The sequence below is a fragment of the Nocardia sp. NPDC003693 genome (assembly GCF_053981095.1).
In genome coordinates, this window is sequence record NZ_JBSFNO010000035.1 from 38,377 (window position 1) to 56,415 (window position 18,039).

General features: G+C 70.4%; 15 protein-coding genes and 1 tRNA gene. 6 read left to right on the forward strand and 10 right to left on the reverse strand.

Annotation, left to right across the window (positions count from 1 at the left end):
* Nucleotides 1-182 precede the first annotated feature (182 nt).
* The 6 genes from ACWDOP_RS30075 to ACWDOP_RS30100 all read right to left on the reverse strand — a co-directional run bounded on the left by ACWDOP_RS30075 (nucleotide 183) and on the right by ACWDOP_RS30100 (nucleotide 7,978).
* Nucleotides 183-1,403, reverse strand: coding sequence for a hypothetical protein (locus ACWDOP_RS30075; protein ID WP_456347741.1), 1,221 nt, complete (start codon nucleotides 1,401-1,403; stop codon nucleotides 183-185).
* The gene (locus tag ACWDOP_RS30080; RefSeq protein ID WP_454208537.1) at nucleotides 1,400-1,621 is read right to left on the reverse strand and encodes a hypothetical protein; all 222 of its coding nucleotides are present in this window, start codon (nucleotides 1,619-1,621) and stop codon (nucleotides 1,400-1,402) included. Before ACWDOP_RS30080 ends, ACWDOP_RS30075 begins: the two co-directional genes overlap by 4 nt.
* A 102-nt stretch (nucleotides 1,622-1,723) precedes the next feature.
* Nucleotides 1,724-4,090: a GMC family oxidoreductase N-terminal domain-containing protein gene (locus ACWDOP_RS30085; protein WP_456347742.1), complete on the reverse strand. Its 2,367-nt coding sequence runs from the start codon at nucleotides 4,088-4,090 to the stop codon at nucleotides 1,724-1,726.
* Nucleotides 4,091-4,104: 14 nt separating this feature from the next.
* Nucleotides 4,105-5,118: a hypothetical protein gene (locus ACWDOP_RS30090; protein ID WP_456347743.1), complete on the reverse strand. Its 1,014-nt coding sequence runs from the start codon at nucleotides 5,116-5,118 to the stop codon at nucleotides 4,105-4,107.
* A gap of 9 nt (nucleotides 5,119-5,127) precedes the next feature.
* A complete protein-coding gene (locus tag ACWDOP_RS30095; RefSeq protein ID WP_456347744.1) occupies nucleotides 5,128-6,720 on the reverse strand; it encodes an aldehyde dehydrogenase family protein in 1,593 nt (530 codons plus the stop codon).
* A 127-nt stretch (nucleotides 6,721-6,847) separates the two neighbouring features.
* On the reverse strand, nucleotides 6,848-7,978 hold the full coding sequence (locus ACWDOP_RS30100) for a glycosyltransferase (protein ID WP_456347745.1): 1,131 nt from the start codon (nucleotides 7,976-7,978) through the stop codon (nucleotides 6,848-6,850).
* 142 nt (nucleotides 7,979-8,120) lie between these two features.
* Here ACWDOP_RS30100 and ACWDOP_RS30105 point away from each other — a divergent pair, with 142 nt between their 5' ends.
* Together ACWDOP_RS30105 and ACWDOP_RS30110 are read left to right on the forward strand one after the other, a co-directional pair.
* On the forward strand, nucleotides 8,121-8,846 hold the full coding sequence (locus ACWDOP_RS30105; protein ID WP_456347746.1) for a FadR/GntR family transcriptional regulator: 726 nt from the start codon (nucleotides 8,121-8,123) through the stop codon (nucleotides 8,844-8,846).
* A 113-nt stretch (nucleotides 8,847-8,959) separates the two neighbouring features.
* The gene (locus tag ACWDOP_RS30110; RefSeq protein ID WP_454208531.1) at nucleotides 8,960-9,469 is read left to right on the forward strand and encodes a hypothetical protein; all 510 of its coding nucleotides are present in this window, start codon (nucleotides 8,960-8,962) and stop codon (nucleotides 9,467-9,469) included.
* A 59-nt stretch (nucleotides 9,470-9,528) separates the two neighbouring features.
* On the opposite strand, the gene ACWDOP_RS30115 is transcribed toward ACWDOP_RS30110, so the two are convergent.
* Nucleotides 9,529-10,686: an AI-2E family transporter gene (locus ACWDOP_RS30115; RefSeq protein WP_456347747.1), complete on the reverse strand. Its 1,158-nt coding sequence runs from the start codon at nucleotides 10,684-10,686 to the stop codon at nucleotides 9,529-9,531.
* Between the two features lie 218 nt (nucleotides 10,687-10,904).
* Here ACWDOP_RS30115 and ACWDOP_RS30120 point away from each other — a divergent pair, with 218 nt between their 5' ends.
* From ACWDOP_RS30120 to ACWDOP_RS30130, 3 genes are all read left to right on the forward strand, one after another.
* Entirely contained in the window at nucleotides 10,905-11,834 is a 930-nt protein-coding gene (locus ACWDOP_RS30120; protein WP_456347748.1) for a DUF808 domain-containing protein, read from the forward strand.
* 176 nt (nucleotides 11,835-12,010) lie between these two features.
* On the forward strand, nucleotides 12,011-12,655 hold the full coding sequence (locus tag ACWDOP_RS30125) for a hypothetical protein (protein WP_456347749.1): 645 nt from the start codon (nucleotides 12,011-12,013) through the stop codon (nucleotides 12,653-12,655).
* A gap of 181 nt (nucleotides 12,656-12,836) precedes the next feature.
* Nucleotides 12,837-13,826, forward strand: a complete 990-nt coding sequence (locus ACWDOP_RS30130) for a linear amide C-N hydrolase (RefSeq protein ID WP_456347750.1) — start codon at nucleotides 12,837-12,839, stop codon at nucleotides 13,824-13,826.
* A 68-nt stretch (nucleotides 13,827-13,894) separates the two neighbouring features.
* Here the strand turns inward: ACWDOP_RS30130 and ACWDOP_RS30135 are convergent.
* Both ACWDOP_RS30135 and mihF read right to left on the reverse strand, forming a co-directional pair.
* A tRNA-Leu gene (locus ACWDOP_RS30135) sits at nucleotides 13,895-13,977 on the reverse strand.
* A 127-nt stretch (nucleotides 13,978-14,104) separates the two neighbouring features.
* Nucleotides 14,105-14,419: an integration host factor, actinobacterial type gene (gene mihF / locus ACWDOP_RS30140; protein ID WP_354990665.1), complete on the reverse strand. Its 315-nt coding sequence runs from the start codon at nucleotides 14,417-14,419 to the stop codon at nucleotides 14,105-14,107.
* Between the two features lie 252 nt (nucleotides 14,420-14,671).
* Here mihF and ACWDOP_RS30145 point away from each other — a divergent pair, with 252 nt between their 5' ends.
* Entirely contained in the window at nucleotides 14,672-15,523 is an 852-nt protein-coding gene (locus tag ACWDOP_RS30145) for a tetratricopeptide repeat protein (protein WP_456347751.1), read from the forward strand.
* 192 nt (nucleotides 15,524-15,715) lie between these two features.
* On the opposite strand, the gene ACWDOP_RS30150 is transcribed toward ACWDOP_RS30145, so the two are convergent.
* The gene (locus ACWDOP_RS30150; RefSeq protein ID WP_456347752.1) at nucleotides 15,716-18,004 is read right to left on the reverse strand and encodes an ATP-binding cassette domain-containing protein; all 2,289 of its coding nucleotides are present in this window, start codon (nucleotides 18,002-18,004) and stop codon (nucleotides 15,716-15,718) included.
* Between the last annotated feature and the right edge of the window lie 35 nt (nucleotides 18,005-18,039).

An 18,039-nucleotide genomic window follows, 5' to 3' on the forward strand; every position in this document is an offset into this window, starting at 1 on the left:
GTATGTGCATCCGGACGCGCGAGCGTGCCCCGGCGACCCGGCCCGGCGCGCACACCGCGATTCGCGCTCGTGCAGCCTACGGATCCGGACCGCCGCCGCGGGGACACGGCGATCGGTCAGGGCCTGCGAGCCGAATCACGCTCGCCCGGAGCGCTTTCCGACCTCGGCTATCCGGATGGTTCTCATCGGGGCAGGCGCAGGGTGGCGGTGAACGCGGTCAGCGCCTCGTCCGAGCCGGCGGCGGCCAGACTCCGCTCGAGGTCCGCGCGGTCGGCATCGGGCAGGGCCGAGAAGACCTCCCCGATCCGGGACTGGGCGTCGGGTTCGGCCGCGGCCAGCACCCGCACCAGCTCCGGCCACAACCCCGCGGTGGTGAGCGTCGCGGCCACCCCGGTCAGCGTCGCCGGCGCGAAGTGGGAGATCGTCCCGCCCACGCGCCGGGCCGCCCCGTCCGCCCGCCCGGCCAGTGTGAACAGCCCGCGCCACGCGCCCGCCTCGGGACCGTCCGAGAGCGCGGTGGTCAGCGTCTCGAACACCGCCGGATCGGCGAACACCGCGTTGCCCGCGATCGAATCCGCCGCGCCCGCACCGAAATTCCCGACGAACCGCAGTGTCTCGGGCGCCGCGCCCGCGTCCAGGAACGTCCGGAACAGGGCCTCGATCTCCGCGGCCGAGGCCACCTCGACCAGCGCGTCCCCGATCCCCGCGGCCACGTCGGCGTCGCAGCGCGCGAACACCGACAGCGCCGCGAGCCGCAATTCCGGCGAGCCGTGCACCACCGCGCCCAGCAGTCGCGGAATGCGCCGCTCGGTGCCGGCCAGCAGCTGGCGCACGATCAGCGAGATGCTCTCCCCGGAATAGGCGTACGACGCCGAGCGGATCAACCCCTCGTCATCGTGCACACCCAGTTCCACCGCGCGGATCAATTCCGGTGTGGCATAGGCCAGGAACGGCCCGGCCGTCACGTAGTCCCCGCGACGCAGGATCTCGTTCACGATCGCCACCACCGGCGCGGCAGGTGCGATCTCGGCGAGCCTGCCCACCGCGTGCGGATCCATGAACGGCGCGGCCTGCGCGGCGTAGCCGGGCTCGAGCAGCGTGGTCGCCTCGACGGCCTTGCGCGGGTGCTCGACCCCGAGCGCACCGGCCGCGCGCCCGGCCATCACCGGCGGAACCACCCGCTGCACCAGCGGAATCGAGATGCTCAGCGGCACGATCGGCACCAGCAGCGTCAGGCGCGAGAACACCGCGGCGTGCCGGTCGAACATGACCCGGGCCGTACTCTCCTGGAGTTCGTGCAGCCGCGCCGCACCCAGTTTCCCGAGATGCTCGAGCCGTTCGACCGGCACGTGCAGGGTCCGCGAGAGCAGGGTGAGCTGCGCCCGGGTGAGCAGGTCGCTCATCCGAGCTTGTTCCCGAACATGATCTTCTTGGCCGCGGTGCTCAACGGCCACGGCAGCGCGCCCACGGTCTTGTCCACCGCCTCGACCATGTCCGCGGCCTCGGTGCGCTGGGCCCGGCGGAAGATCTCGAGCAGATCAGCGGTCTCGGCCTCGGTGAGTCCGTCCAGGGCGGCCACGGGCCCGCCCAGTTCACGCTCGAGTTCGGCTCTGGAATTCACGATGGGCCCCTGTCTGGCGAACCGAGTCGGATCACCCCGTTGTCTCCCCCCAGGTGTACCAAGATCGGGGGTATCGGCGCCAGCCCCGGAATCGATTGCCGCTCACCGCAGATCGGCCGCGATCGCCTCGGCCGCCCGCAACGCCATGGCCATGATGGTTACCTGGGGGTTGACCCCCAGCGAGGTCGGCACCACCGAACCATCGGCGATGTACAGCCCGCTGGTACCGAAGACCCGATGCTCGAAGTCCACCACCGCCGTGCGCGCGTCGGCCCCCATGCGCGCGGTACCCAGCGGATGCGGTCCCATCATCCGGAATCGCCGCGCCCCGAGCGAGGTCTCGGCCACCGCCCGCGCCTGCTCGAGGGTGCGGATCGGCGGCATCCCCGCGATCGGCAGGGCCACCGCCTGCGCGCCGCCGTGCAGGAACAGCTCCGCCAGCCCCGCGCACGCGTGCTGGAGCGCGGCCAGCACGCGCGGGGTCACGCTGTAGCGGATCAGGGTGCGCCCGCCCGGCCCGATACCCACGCTGCCCACCCCGGTGTCGCGGACCATGGCCCCGAACTGCTCGGTGTGCGCCCAGCGGTTTATCCACTCGGTCAGGCGCGCGCCGTGGAACGGCAGCACCCCGGCCGCGAACTGCGGCGGAATGGACACCCCTTCGAAGGTGCACAGCTCATCACCCAGCCCGTGCACGTGATAGCCCTGCGGAATCGCCTCCCACGGCGTCCCGGGCTCGGCCATCATCGCCACCGCGCCCAGCGACGGGTGCACCGACAGGTTGCGGCCCAGCGCGGGCAGGTCGATACCGTTGCGGCGCAACAGCAGTGGCGTCATGAGCGTGCCGGTCGCCACCACCACCGCCCGCGCCCGGATCTCCAGCGCGCGCGGCGCCCCGTGCGTGTCCTGCCCCTCGGCCAGCACCCCCACCGCCCGCCGGTCGTCCATCAGGATCCGGGTGACGCTGAGCCCGGTGTACAGCTGCGCCCCGGCCTCGAGCGCACGCGGCACCCAGCTGACATTGCTGCTGCGTTTGGCGTCGGTGGGACACCCGTACACGCACTGGCCTCGCCCGTCACAGCCCGCGGCGTTGCGCGGCAGCGGCCCGTGCCCGGCCCCGAGCGCGTCCGCGCCCCGGCCGATGATCTCCGCGACCCGGCCCAGATACTTCGGCTCGGCGTAGGCGATGCCGAGTTCGGCCGACACCTCATCGAGGTGCCCGGCGAACGCCTCGGGTGCGAAATCGGCGGGAAAACCGAGGTCGAGCCATTCGCGCAGGACCGCGTCCGGGGTGCGGAACGCGGTGCCGGAGTTGATCGCGGTCGTGCCCCCGACCAGGCGGCCGGTGCTCACCCCCAGCACCGAGTTGCCGACCGCGAGGTTGTATCCGCCGTCGCGCCAATACTTCTGGGTCCGATCGTGCGGTTCGCCGGTGAACTCCGCGCGCCCGGCGTAGTGGCCCTCCTCGACCATGACCACGCCCAGGCCCCGCTCGGTCAGGCGCGCCGCCACCGCCGCGCCGCCGGCTCCGGTGCCGATGACCACCGCATCGCACGCGATCAGATCGACCGCCGGCACCTCGTCCGGGGTGCTGACGTTGGCCATCCACCCGGGCCTGCGCCCCCGCACCGGCTCGTCGTAGCGCGGCATGCCGATCGCGTCCAGATAGCGGCGGTCACTGAAATGCGCTATCCGCAAAGGTGTTTCGATCGCGGCGACCGCGTGCTGCAGTGCGGGGTTGGCCCGCGCGGCCGTTACCACCGCGGCGCGCGCGGACTCGTCCAGGCCAGCGAGCCCGCGCCCGTGCCGGGTGCGCGCCGCGGTGTCGAGCCCGCGCAGGGCCAGGCGCACCCCGGACTGCATGAGCGGGGTCACGTTGCCCACGTACTCGTCGAATCGATCCAGGGTCCCCGCCTGCACCGGCGGCACCGCCCCGCCCGGTTCGATCAGCGCACCGGCCAGCGCGCCGAGCGTGGCCCGCTGGGATTCGCCCAGCATCCCCGCCGGATGCGACCCGTCGGGCAGATCCGCGCGCAGCGAGGTCCACGGCTGGAACGAGCGCAGGAAACTCGGGTAGTCGTTGGCGAAGAATTGCATGGTGCCCGAGGCGATCTCGCGATCCTCGCGGGACAGCGTGGTGGCCAGGGTGGTCAGGCTCGCGTGCGCGCGCCGCACCCAGCGCACATCCTTGCGCCCGCTCAGGTGCCACGCCCGGCCCGCCTCGTCCCGGAAGTCGATCTCGTAGCTCATCAGCCGTTTGGTCACCGGCAGCGCGATGAGGGTGCCGGTCACCGCGGCACCGTCCACCCACGGGGCCGCGCGGATGGTGCCGGTGATGCGGGCGCGGCCGTTGGTGATGAATCCGCGCGCCCGCCCGGATTCACAGCGCAGGTCCATGGCCACGTGATGGGCGTGCCCGTCGGCGTCGAACAGTTCGCCGCGCATGGTCTCGAAGAAGGTCACAGGCATCGGGGGTGCTCCACTCAGACGATCGGCTGCACGTCGGCACGGGGCTCGGGCGCCAGGAATTCCAGCGCGCCACCGTGTTCGCTGCGCAGGGTGAAGGCGTTGGCGTTGACCGGCGCGACGTGCACCGACACCGCCGCGGTCTTGGAATTGAGGCAGTAGCTCGTCGCGCGCGCGGGATTGCGATAGGCCAGGCACACCATCTGCGCCGGATCCGCGCTCATCCGCACCTCGGCGCTGCCGTCGCGCCCGCGCATGCGCAGGGTCCAGTGCGGGAAATCCAGTTCCGGGCGCTGACGCCACAGGTCGACGACGCGGTCGAACCGGAACTCGCGCTCACCCCGGCGCACGACCAGCATCGACAGCAGCGGGGACACCCGGCCCCCGATCCGCGTGCGCCCGGAGGCGCCCTCCATGACCGCGAACGGCTCCGCGCTGCCGGTCTCGGTGAAAACACAATGCCCCCAGGCGTATTCGGGGCTGTGCTCGGCGCCCCAGTTGTGGCCCTGCATGCCGTGCCAGCCGTCCAGATCCCAGCGTTCGCCGTCCCACTCCACGAACCCGGACATCGTGGCCACCGGGAACGGGGTCACCAGCTTGTTGCGCGGGAGCTTCGCGTCCAGCAGCCGATCCGACGGCAGCATCGACAACGGCGCGCCCGCCACCGCGGACCGGGTGAACGCCAGATCCCATCGCACCGTGGAGTTCTCGTCCGACAGCGCGCCCCGCGAATCGCCGCCGCGCCCGTGCAGGGTCATCGCCAGCGGGCCCACCGCGATCTCCTGCCCGAGCGCGTTCTGCTCGAAACACGCCGCGGGCAAAGCGATGTCGCGGCACCAGGCCCGGGTGCGCTTGCCGTCGAACATGCTGCACCAGGCCTGCGCGAGGGCGGTGCCGTCGCGGCCGGTAAGTATGGTGGCCTTGATCCACAGCGCGCGCGGGGAGCGCGGGTCGTTGGCGCGGACGAACCACGATTCGACGTGGTCGGTGCCCGGGCGCAGGCGCGGGGCGTTCTGGTCGATGGCGATCATGATGGGTCCTCAGAGAGTGGGGGTGCGGCCGAGCAGGGTGAGCAGGTGGTGGCCGGCGCGGCCGTACCCGCGCAGGCGCGAGCCGAGCCGGGGTTCGGCGATGGCGCCGGCCAGCGCGCGCATCGCGTCCTCGAGATCGGGGGCGTAGGGGTACCACCAGGGGCGTTTGGGGCCGAAGGCCGGACCGCGCGGGGCGTCGATGACCTGCACCCAGGCCGCGTCCAGCAGCGCGTCGGTGCCGTGCGACCGACCGAAGCCCGAGCGCGCGACACCGCCCCACGGATACTCCGGCGTCGAATACATGGTCGCGGCAACATCGTTGATCGCCACCGACCCGGCGTTCAAGCGCCCCGCCAGGGCGCGCGCCCGGTCCACGTCGGCGGAGAACACGCTCGCGGTCAGCCCGTAGTCGGTGTCGTTGTGCAGGGCCACGGCCTGTTCGTCGGTCTCGAACGGGGCCAGCGCGACCACCGGCCCGAACGTCTCCTGCGACCACACCGCGGCGCCGGTGACCCGGGGGCCGCTGACCAGCGCCGGGGTGATCTTGCGGCCGGGCAGGTCCGCCCCGCCGCGCACATCCAGCCCGCACTCGCGCGCGGCCCGCACGTGCTGCCGCCAGATCTCGCGCTGGCGGTCGTCGATCGCGGGCGCGAGATCGGCGCGGGTGTCCACACGCCGCAGTTTGTCCTCGAGCCGGACCCGGAAGGCCTCGAACAGATCCGCGTGCACCAGCACCCGTTCGATCGAGCAACAGGCCTGTCCCCCATTGAAAGTCGCGCCCCAGGCCACCGCCGAGGTGGTGAACTCCAGGTCCGCGTCGGCCAGCACGACGGCCGCGTCGACACCGCCCAGCTCGAGACCGACCGGAATCGGGAACCTGGCCGCGGCCGCCATGACCCGCTGCCCCGTGGCCACCGACCCGGTGAACAGCACCTTGTCCGGGCGGGCCCGCACCAGCGCGGCCCCGAGCGCGCCGTCGCCGGTGGCGCACTGCAGCAGATCGGCGGGCAGCCCGCAGGAGGCGATCAACTCCACCAGCAGCTCCCCCATCCGCGGCGTGAGCTCGGAAGGCTTGAGCACCACCGCGTTTCCCGCGATGAGCGCGGGCAGCACCTGGCTGAAGGGGATCAGGAACGGCAGGTTCCACGGCGCGATGGCCACCACGGTCCCGTACGGCCGGTGCGTGCGCACGGCGCTGCGATAGGGCGCGGTCGGCGACCCGATCCGCGCGGGCCCCAGAGTGGCGACCGCGTGGTCGAGATGGTGCCGCGCGAGCGCGATGGCCGGAACCACCTCGTGCGCAAGCGCTTCGGCCCGCGGCTTCCCGTTCTCCGCCACGATCGCCCCCGCGATCCGGTCGATACTCCCCAGCAGAATCCCCGGCAGCCCCGCCAGGATCCGAACCCGCTCCCCGACCTCGAGCGCCCCCCACGCGCCCTGCGCGGCCCGCGCCCGCTCGAGCAACGCCACGGCCCGATCGTCGGTATCGGCAGCGACGGACACGACGTCGCTACCCGGGGTGTCTCCGGTACCCGAGGTGTCACCGGCGGCCGCAATGCCCTCGGTGCCCGTAGCACCCCGCATCTGCTCGAGGGGCGTCATCGCCATCTCCTGTCGACATCGAACCGTGGCCAGGTGGCCAAGTGGTCAGACCAATATAGCGATCGGGCTCCGTGAGTCAACAGCGCAACGAGACTTCGCCCGCGTCGGCATGGCCGGGCGCGGGCGGTCAGGCCGAGGCCAGCAGCTCCAGCATCCCCGCGACCGCGGCGGGCCAGGTGAACTGTTCGGCGCGGGTGCGGGCGGCGTGGCGGCGCTGGGTCGGGGGCAGGGCCAGGACGCCGGTCACCGCGTGGGCGAAGGCGGCGGGGTGGTCGGCGGCGACCGCGCCGCAGTCCGCGGTCACGATGTCGGCCAGGGCCGAGGAGCGACTCGCCACCACCGGGGTGCCCGCGGCCAGGGCCTCGAGCGCGGCCAGGCCGAAGGTCTCGTGCGGGCCCGGGGCCAGGGAGACATCGGCGCTGGCAAGCAGGGTCGCCAGCGCGGTGCGGTCGTTGATGAAACCGGTGAACCGCACCGCGGGCCGCCCGTCCGCCAGCGCGGGCACCGTGCGCGCCCGGCGCTCGAGCGCCTCGCGGCGCGGCCCGTCCCCGGCCACCACCAACCGCGCCGGCACACCGTCACGGCGCAGGGCCGCAACGGTTTCGATACTGCGATCGACCCGCTTCTCCACCGAGAGCCGCCCGCAGTGCACCAGCAGCGGATACCGCTCCGCGCCCAGGTCCGCCCGCAACCGATGGTCGTGGCGGTGCGGGCTGAACATGTCCAGATCCACCCCCAGCGGCACCAGCGACACGTTCGGCGCGTCGATCCGCTCGAACTCCTGGCGCGCGAACTCGGTCGTGCAGATGACGATGTCGTACTCGCGGGCGGTGCGCCGATTGGCCAGGTCCGCCGCGGCGCGCGCGGCCGGGCCCGGCAGCGCCTGACCCAGCAGCCGGTCCAGGCGCTCGTGCGAGATCATCACCCCGGCCACGTCCCGCCGCCGCGCCCAGCGGCCGAAACCCCTGAGCGTCAAGCGATCCGACACCTCCAGGGCCTCGGGCCGCATCCCCCGCAGCACGTCGGCCACCCGTCGCGGATCCGCCGCCCGATACCCGCCGGTGCCCGGGATGCGCGGCGCGGGCACCGTGACGCGCAGGACACCGGAGTCCAGGATCTCCTCCGAGCGCCGCGCCCCCGGCACGATCAGCACCACCTCGTGCCCCGCTGCGACGTACCCCGCGCCCAGATGATGCAGTGCGGTGCGAAGTCCCCCGGAGCGCGGACCGTAGAAGTTGGCCAACTGAACGATGCGCACCCGGCTGATCGTGCAGGGCCCCGGGTGACCGGCGGCACCCCGGCGACGAACACCCGGTGAACTCCCCCCGAAGAACCGGCCAACCCCGACGCACTGGTCTGGCCGCTTGACCTCTCGCGAACCCGCCCCTAGCGTTCCGATCATGGCAATCAAGCGGATCGACCGCCGGACGGTGCCCGATACCGTCTTCGAACAGCTCGTGGACGAGGTCCTCGACGGCGAATTGCCACCCGGCTCGGCCCTGCCCGCCGAACGCCAGCTCGCCGAGACCCTCGGCGTCTCCCGCCCGACCGTGCGCGAGGCCCTGCAGCGCCTGGCGCACACCGGACTCGTGGAGGTCCGCCAGGGCGGTTCGACCACGGTCCGCGACTACCGCCGCCACGCCGGCATGGACATGCTCCCGCGCCTGCTGCTGCGCAAAGGGCAACTCGATCCCGCGGTCATGCGCTCGATCCTGGAGACCCGCCGCCTCATCGGCCGCGAAGCCGCGGGCCTGGCCGCCGAACGCGCCGGCGCCGACCTCGCCGCACCCCTGACCGAGATCGTGGAAGCCCTTGCCGCGACCCAGGATCCGATCGCCCGCCAGCTGCACGCCCTGAACTTCTGGGACCTGCTGGTCGACGCCGCGGACTCGTTGGTCTTCCGCCTGCTCTACAACGATCTGCGCGCGGTCTACGAGCCCGCCCTGGCCGCCCTCGCGGTCTTGATGGCCGCCGAGGTGGGCCGCGCCGATCTCTACCGCGCCCTGGCCGAGGCGGTCCTGGACGCCGACGCCCCCGCCGCCCGCGACCTCGCCGAGTCACTACTGAACCTGGCCGCCACCGAGTTCGCCACCGCCCTCGCCGGCGAATCCGCCACCCAGCTCTAGCCGATCCGCCGTACTGCGTTCCGGTTTCACTCTCGCCGTACCGGTGGCACGCACACCGCCCGGTACCTAGAATTCATCTTTGCGGCCATCTCTGCGAGAAGGGGACAGCCCCAATGGATTCGGTACCGTCACACCCCGCCGTCGCCGCCGCCCTGGGCGTGCTCGCCACCCTCGACGACGAATTCCACCCCCTCGCCCTGGTCGAACGCGGTGACGCCGCCGTGGCGATCCTGCTGGAGAGCAGGGACTTTCGTGTCGTGGTCATCGTCGAACACCGCGCCGCGGGCTGGGTGGCCCCCGCCATGATCACCGGCACCCCGCGCCGCCCCGCACCCGCCCGCGGCATCCGCACCCTCGAACACCGCCCGCTGCTGCGGATGAGCCGAAAACGCTTCACCCCCACCAACGGTGGCGGCGCGCCCGCGGCCACCAGCTGGTTCGCGGTCCTGGGCACCGCCGCCGCCGACGCCGCGACCCTCACCCTGGACTCGAGCATCGACACCCACACGACCTCGGTCACCCCCTCGGGCCTGGCCTTCGCCCTGGTCCGCACCCCCACCCGCGAACAACCCCGCATCCACCTGCGCACCCTCGACGGCCGCCTGATCCCGGTCGACAAATAACCGGCGAAGGCCCCCGAACATCATGTTCGAGGGCCTCCGAGATCGGACAGGCGCGCCCGTCAAGCCTTGGCGTCGCCCGAATCCGCCGCTTCCACAACGGGTTCGGGCACCGGCTCGGTCAGCAGGTCGATCTGCTCGCCCACGTACCGCATGATCACCGCGACCACCGCCACCACCGGCACCGCCAGGAACGCCCCGACGATCCCGTACAGCGATCCGCCGACGGTCACCGCCAGCAGCACCACCACCGCGTGCAACTGCATGCTGCGGCTCTGCAGAACCGGCTGCAGCACATTGCCTTCCAGCTGCTGCACAACCACGATGATCGCCAGCACGATCAACGCGGTCGTCACGCCGTTGGCGACCAGGGCCACCAGCACCGCGAGCGCACCGGCGACGAACGCGCCCACGATCGGCACGAATCCGCCCAGGAACGTCAGCACGGTCAGCACCGCGGCCAGCGGCACGTGCAGGATCAGCAGACCGCCGCCGATCAGCACCGCGTCGATCAAACTCACCAGCGCCTGCGTGCGGATGAATCCGCCCAGGGTGACCCACACCCGGCTGAGCACTTCCTCGATGTGCGTGCCGCCCTTGCTGCCGATGATCGAGTGCAGCCACGGCAGCAACCGGGGCCCGTCCTTGACGAAGAAGAACGTCAGTACCAGCACCAGGAACAGCGTCACGATCGCCGAGGTGGCGGTGCTGACCCCGGTGAACACCCCGCCCGCGATGCGCTCGGCGCTGGACTGCAACTTGTCCACGATCGCCGAGACACCCGAATTGAGTTGCTCCTCGCCCACATTCAGCGGCGGACCCTGCAACCAGTCGCGCACCCGGTTGACGCCTTCGGTCGCGCGGTCGGCCAGTTCCGGGGACTGATCCACCACCGACGGCACGATCAATCCGATGACCCCGGACAGAATGGCGATGAACCCGAGCACGGTGATCGACGCGGCCAGCGCGGGTTTCAATCCGCGCTCGGTCAGCCAGCGGGTCGGCGGCCACAGCACGGTGGACACCACGATCGCCAGCGCCACCGGCAGCAGCGCCACCCAGAACTTGTCGATCAGGAATCCGAGCACCCACGCGCCCGCGGCGATGGCCACGATAGCCAGCGACCACTTCGCCAGCCACAGCACCCCACGCCCGATGACGGTGCCGCGGTCGGGCCGCTCGTCCTTATCGGTTTCGGTCACGTCGTCTTTCACGTCCACAGTCTGGCATGTAACCCGAAACAAACCCGGCAATCAGGATCCTGGTCACCTATCGCGCGAACGTGCCCGGCCGGGCGGCGCGAGCGTGAATCCCCCGATACTTCGCGGCCTGGGTGGACACGGGCATCGCCCGCGCGCGAGATCACGGGCCCGCACGGGCGCGACCCGATCGACCGGCACGCCGACCGGGCCCGGACCAGCCGGTAACCTTCCCTTTCATGAGTGCAGGCCTGTTCGGACTTCTCGACGATGTTGCGGCTCTGGCCCGACTCGCGGCAGCGTCCATCGACGACATCGGCGCGGCGACCGGTAAGGCGACCGCCAAGGCCGCGGGCGTCGTGATCGACGACACCGCGGTGACACCGCAGTACGTGCACGGCATCACCGCCGACCGCGAGATTCCGATGATCAAGCGGATCGCCCTGGGCTCGCTGCGCAACAAGCTGCTGTTCATCCTGCCCGCGGCCCTGATCCTGAGTCAGTTCGCACCCTGGGCGCTGACCCCGATCCTGATGCTGGGCGCGACCTACCTGTGCTTCGAGGGCGCGGAGAAGGTCCTGGGCCGATTCCTGCACCACGACGATCACGCGGCCGCGGACAAGGGCCCGGCCGATGAGAAGGCGATGACCGCCGGCGCGATCCGCACCGACTTCATCCTCTCCGCCGAGATCATGGTCATCGCCCTCAACGAGGTCGCCGACCAGCCCTTCGTTCCGCGCCTGATCATCCTGATCGCGGTCGCCCTGGTCATCACCGCCGCGGTCTACGGCGTGGTCGGCATCATCGTGAAGATGGACGACGCCGGCCTGGCCCTGGCCCAGCGTTCCTCGTCGTTCGCCCAGACCGTCGGCCGCGGCCTGGTCTCGGCGATGCCCAAACTCCTGTCGGTCCTGTCGACCGTCGGCACCGTCGCGATGCTCTGGGTCGGCGGCCACATCCTGCTGACCGGCACCGACACCCTCGGCTGGCACACCCCCTACGGCTGGGTCCACGACGCCGAGGAAGCGATCCGCGACGCGGTAGGCGGCGTCGGCGGCGTCCTGGCCTGGCTCGCCAACACCACCGTCTCGGCGATCATCGGCTTCGTGGTCGGCACGATCGTGGTCCTGGTGGTCCAATTCCAGCCCTTCGGCAAGAAGAAGCACTGACCCGGTCGCTGCCCTCGCAGCACCGAACCGATACACCCGAAGGCCCGCGGCAGGCAGCCGCGGGCCTTCGCGCATCCGCAGGGCGGGGACCCCGAAAACCTCGTCGGTATCTGATGATTCGATGAGCGAAGCCGCGGCCAAGGAAGCCGAGATCGCGAAATCGGTACTGTACGACCATGAGTGGGGAGAAGGCCGCCGACAGGCGCAACGCACACCGTAATCGCTGGGACGTCAGGGACGAGCAGCAGCGCGGATCCCGGGTCGTCGACCGCAAGACGCCGGAGTTCCGTGCCGCGTACTACGCCGAGGACACCCGGCGCCGCGAACGCGCGCGCGAGGAACTCGAGTCCCGCAGTTGGGTTTTCACCGTGGACTCGGGGATCGGGCGGTGGGCTCGCGGGTGGGTCGTCGGTCCGCCGGAGAGCCTGCCGCTGCGCCGGTCGACCTTCGGGGACTGGTCCGAGCTGCTCGGTCTGCGCGGGTCCCGGCTGGAGATCGAAACAGTCGTGCAAACCCTGATAGCCCGCGCGGTCGCCGACGCGATGGTGACGTTTCCCGGCCCGGGCGTCTTCGACACCGCCTACTCCACGCGAGACGAGTGGACCGAGCGCACCGACGGCGTGGGTTTCGGCTTCTACCCGCCGGACACCGACGAGCTGATCATCCACGGTTCGTCTGCGCTGAAGTACGACGCGTTCGATGCCCGGCCCGAGGTCGGGGCCGACGCCGTCGTCGCCGCGATACACCTGGTGATGGACGCCTTCATCGACCCGTCACCCGGCCACAGGCAGCCCAGTCACCGGTGGCAACCCGCCGAGTGACCCCGTGCCGCTACCCCGGCGCCGTTCCGGCCGGGTGCCGCCTCGCCGCACGTCCAGGCGACCCGGCCCGCGAACCACCGGCCCCACTGGGCCTACCCGTGAATAGCTGTTGACCAGCACTAACCTGTTCGACAGGACGAGAACGGCCCCCAACATCGAGGTGGGAAGGCGGACCTGTCGTATGTGTACCCGAGTGCTGTGGCCCGACGCGGGCGGGGCGGTCCTGGTGGGCCGGAACATGGACTTCGCGCGTGACCTCATGACCAACCTGTGGAAGCAACCGCGCGGGGTCGAGCGCGACGACGGGGTGTCCGGATCGCTCACCTGGACCTCGGAATACGGCAGCGTCATCGCCGCGGCCTTCGACATGACCACCGTCGACGGCATGAACGAGCGCGGGCTGGCCGGTCACATCCTGTGGCTGGCCGAATCCACCTACGGCGACCCGGACCCCGCGCGCACCCAGCTCAGCCAAGCCGTCTGGTTGCAGTACTTCCTGGACAACTTCGCCACCGTCGCCGAGGCCGTCGCCTGGATCGCCGACACCGACGTGCAGGTCGTGCAGATGGACGACCCCACCGGCGGTGTGCGCCCCGGCCTGCACCTGGCCCTGGACGACGCCACCGGCGACTCCGCGATCATCGAATACATCGACGGGCAGCCGAAGGTCTATCACTCCCCGGACTACCGGGTGATGACGAACTCCCCGACCTTCGATCAGCAGCTCGAGCTGGTGAAACGGTTCGAGGGACTCGGGGGCGGCGATCCGCTGCCCGGGTCGACGCTGCCCGCCGACCGGTTCGCCCGCGCCTCCTACTACTCCGGCCGCCTGCCGCACCCGGAGAACCAGGTCGCCGCGATCGCCGCGATGTTCTCGGTGATGCGCAACGCCGCACAGCCCTTCCGCATCCCGGACCCGGGCAAACCCGACGCCTCGCAGACCCTCTGGCAGGTGGTGCTGGATCTGACCAACCGCCGGTACGTCTACGAGTCCACGACCCGCCCCAACGTGGTCTGGGTCGATCTCGCGGACCTGGACTTCAGCGCGGGCAGCCCGCAGACGAAACTCGATCTCATCGGGGATCTGGCCGTGCAGGGCGGTATCGCGGGCAATGTCAGTGACAAGTTCGCGGACAAGGGACCGATGAAATTCCTGTCCGTCGCGACGTAGTCGTGCGCACGCCGGAAACAAAAAACTCGCCGGATTCTTTGTCCTGCAAAGAATCCGGCGAGTATCTGTGTCGAGAGGGGGACTTGAACCCCCACGTCCCTAAGGACACTAGCACCTCAAGCTAGCGCGTCTGCCATTCCGCCACCCCGACCGGTGTGCTCCGCAAGATTATCGGATGGGACCGTCCGAAACAAAATCGGCCTATTTCGGGTGGTCCGCGGTGGTGCGGGCGGTTGCCGCCGGGCTCGGATCGAGCCCGGTCGGCGACCCCCATCAACTCAGTTGGTCAACGCCTCCAGCAGCGCGGCGCGCTGGCGAGAGCCCAGACCGCCGATGCGGCGGTCGGCGGGGATTTCCGCCTCATCCATCAGCTTCGCGGCCTTGACGGGGCCGATTCCCGGGAGCGCCTTGATCACGGCCGCCACCTTCGTCTTCTTGACCAGGTCTTCCTTGTCTGCGCGCTTGAGCACCTCCGCCAGACTGACCGATCCCTTTTTGACCTGCGCGATCAATTCCGAGCGGGCCTTGCGAACCGCGGCGGCTTTGGCCAGCGCCTCGGAGCGTTGTTCGGGGGTCATTGTGGGCAGAGCCATATGTCCTTACCTTTCACTCGTTCGCTGGTACGTCGGCGTCGAGTAAACATGACGCTTGCGCTGTCGCAGGTACGACACACCGCGTGTTTCGGTGCAACACGTCGAGCGACCTGCTGAAAACTGTCCAACATCCCAGGTCAAGCGTCCAGCCGGTGTGTGCCGAAGACACCTGGCAAATACGGGGTTCATCGGGGCGAATCAGTACTACGGTGGGCCCGAAACTCACCCGAGCACCGGTGAAAGGCGGGGCAAGTGAACACGTCGCTCTCGTATGCCTCCTCGACCGTGACCGACCGATTCGACCTCGCACCCGACCTACCGCTGGCGGCCCTATACGACGGCGCCGAGCCCCTGACCTGGAACGGAGCCAGCGTCTACCCGGTCCACACGGTCGCGCTCGGCGTCTCCCCCACCACGATCACCCTCACGCTGCGCGCCGCCGGGCCCCGGCGCGGGGTGCACGGGCTGGGCATCGGACTCGGCGTCGAGGACGGTCACGTACTCCTGAACGGCAGACAGTTGCGGGGGGTTGACGTCTGGACCGATGCCATGGCCGAGGGCATCGAGCTGCGCATCTGCCCGGCCTCCGCCGCGGCGAGCATCGCCCTGACCCCGGTGTGGGTGGACGAGTTCGGCGAGATCATCTCCTGGACCGGCAATTACGGCATGCTCGTCACCCGCGAGCCCACCTGCGCGGTCCTGCACTGCAGCACCGGGGTCGGCCCCGCGGACTTCACCGAACTGGTCGTGGAACTGCGCACCGCGCCGACCCCGCCCGACCCGATTCCGCCCGCCGACGCCGGCCGCTACGGGCGCGCGCTCTACGACCTCGGCGTGGCCATGCACGGCCGCGGCGAAGATCACCAGGCCCACGAATTATGGCGGCAGGCAGCCAATTCCGGCCACACGGGCGCGGCCTACGACCTGGCGGTGGTGCTGCTGCGGCAGGGCGATCTCGCCGAGGCCGAACGCTGGTGGCGGACCGCGGCCGACCACGGCGACACCCGCGCGGTGGCCGGTCTCGCCGAGGTGCTCGAACGTCGCGGCAACCTCGCCGAGGCCAGAATCTGGCGTGCCACGCTGGCGAGCGAACACTCGCACTGAGCCGCGGGAACCGGAACGTGCCGAACTGCGCGGCACGTTCCGGGTGGATCCCGACCGTGCGTGACGCCCGCGCCGAACTCGGCGGCGCGGGCGGTCACGACAGTGTCGGTTCACCTCGACGGCGGCCCGGACCGGGCGATATCCCGTGCGCGGTGGCACAGCGTGCACCCTGTGCCACCGCACACCGTCACCTCACGCGCCCCGAACCGCGGACCCGTCCTTGTACAGCCGCAGGTACTGCCCGGTCAGCGAATCCGGGTCCCGCAGCAGCTCGGCGGGCGTGCCCGTAAACACGATCTCGCCGCCGTTCTTGCCCCCGTCCGGCCCGAGATCGATCACCCAGTCCGCGTGCGCGACCACGTCGAGATTGTGCTCGATGACGATCACGGTGTTGCCGCGCTCGACCAGTCCGTCCATCAGTCGCAGCAGGGTGTCCACATCGGACATGTGCAGGCCGGTCGTCGGTTCGTCCAGCACGTACACGCTGCCGCTGTTCTGCAGCTGCGTGGCCAGTTTGATGCGCTGACGCTCGCCGCCGGACAGCGTGCTCATCGCCTGTCCCAGGCTCAGATAGTCGAGCCCGACCTCGATCATGGTGCGCAACTTGGCATTCAGCGCCTTCTCCGGAAAGAACTCGACCGCGGTCTCGGCCGACATCTCGAGCACATCGGCAATCGACTTGCCGCGCAGGGTGAGTGCGAGCACCCGGTCGGAAAAGCGCCGCCCGTCACAGGATTCGCAGTGCGTGGTCACCGGGTCCATGTAGGCGACCTCGGTGATGATGACCCCGCGCCCCTCGCACTCCTTGCACGCGCCGTCGGAGTTGAAGCTGAACAGGCTCGCGGGCTCGCCGGTGGCCTTGGCGAACAGCTTGCGGATGGGGTCCATGAGCCCGAGGTAGGTCGCGGGCGTGGAGCGCGAGGACGCCGCGATCGCGGACTGATCGACGAACACCGAATCGGGATAGCGCTTCATGAACTCGGCGCGGATCAGGCTGCTCTTGCCCGATCCGGCCACGCCGGTGACGGCGGTCAGGATGCCGGTCGGAATCCGCGCGGACACGTTCTTGAGGTTGTGCGAGGTCGCGTTCTCCACGAGCAGCTCCCCGGTCGCGGCCCGGAAGATCTCCTTGACCGCGAACGCCCGGCGCAGCGCCTGCCCGGTGAGGGTCTCCGCCCGGCGCAGGTCCTCGAAGCTGCCGGTGAACATGATCTCGCCGCCGTGCGCGCCCGCGCGCGGGCCGACGTCGACGATGTGGTCCGCGATCTGGATGACATCGGGGTCGTGTTCGACGACCAGCACGGTGTTGCCCTTGTCCCGCAGCGCTTCGAGCATGTGGTTGAGCCGCCCCACATCGCGCGGATGCAGGCCCACGCTGGGTTCGTCGAAGATGTAGGTCATCCCCACCAGCGTGCTGCCCAGGTGCTTGATCATCTTCAGGCGCTGGCCCTCGCCGCCGGACAGCGTCGCGGTCGGGCGATCCAGGCTCAGGTAGCCCAGGCCGATGTCGGCGACCCGGCCCAGCGCGACGCGGGTGGCGTCGATCAGCCCCTGCGCCGCGGGATCGGTGACCTCGCCGAGCACCTCGAGCAGATCGGTGATCTGCAGGCGCGTCCACTCGGCGATGTTGCGGCCGTTGATCTTCGTGGCGAGCGCTTTCGCGTTGAGCCGCGCGCCATTACACGCCGGGCACACGCCCTCGGTGAGGTACTTCTGGATCTGTTCGCGGGTCTTCTCCGACAGCCCGGAGGTGTCGCGCTTGACCCGCGAGCGCGTGAACTTGTCCGCCAGCCCTTCGTAATTCGCCTTCCACGTGCCCTTGTTGAAGGTCAGTTCCACCTTGCCGCCGGTGCCGTGCAGCAGGTCGTGCCATTCGGCGTCGGTGTAGTCGGCGAGCTTCTTGTCCAGGTCGAAGCGCCCGGAGTTGCCGTAGAGCTGCCAATCCCCGCTGCCCACCGCGTAACCCGTCAGCAGGATCGCGCCCTCGTTCAGTGATTTGCTGCGATCGACGAGCTTGTCCGGGTCGACGGTGACGCTCATGCCGAGCCCGTCGCATTCGGTGCACATGCCCTGCGGGGTGTTGAAGGAGTAGTCGTAGACGAGCCCGGTCGAGGGCGAGCCGAAGCGCGCGAACAGGGCTCGGATGAGCGCGTAGATGTCGGTCATGGTGCCGACCGTGGAGCGCGGACCGCCGCCGACGGCCTTCTGATCGATGATGACCGGCGCGGTGAGGTTCTCGATGGCCTCGGCGTGCGGTCGTTCGTAGCGCGGCAGGAAGTTCAGGATGAAGGCTGGGAAGGTGGCGTACAGCTGGCGCTGGGATTCCACGGCGATGGTGTCGAACACGATGGAGGACTTGCCGGAGCCGGAGACGCCGGTGAAGACGGTGATCTTGTTCTTGGGGATCTCGACCGAGATGTTGCGCAGGTTGTGCTCGCGGGCGCCGAGCACCCGAATGATGTCCGTGGCGGGAGTGGGCATCCCACCACCATGCCCTACGCACCCCCCGAAACATG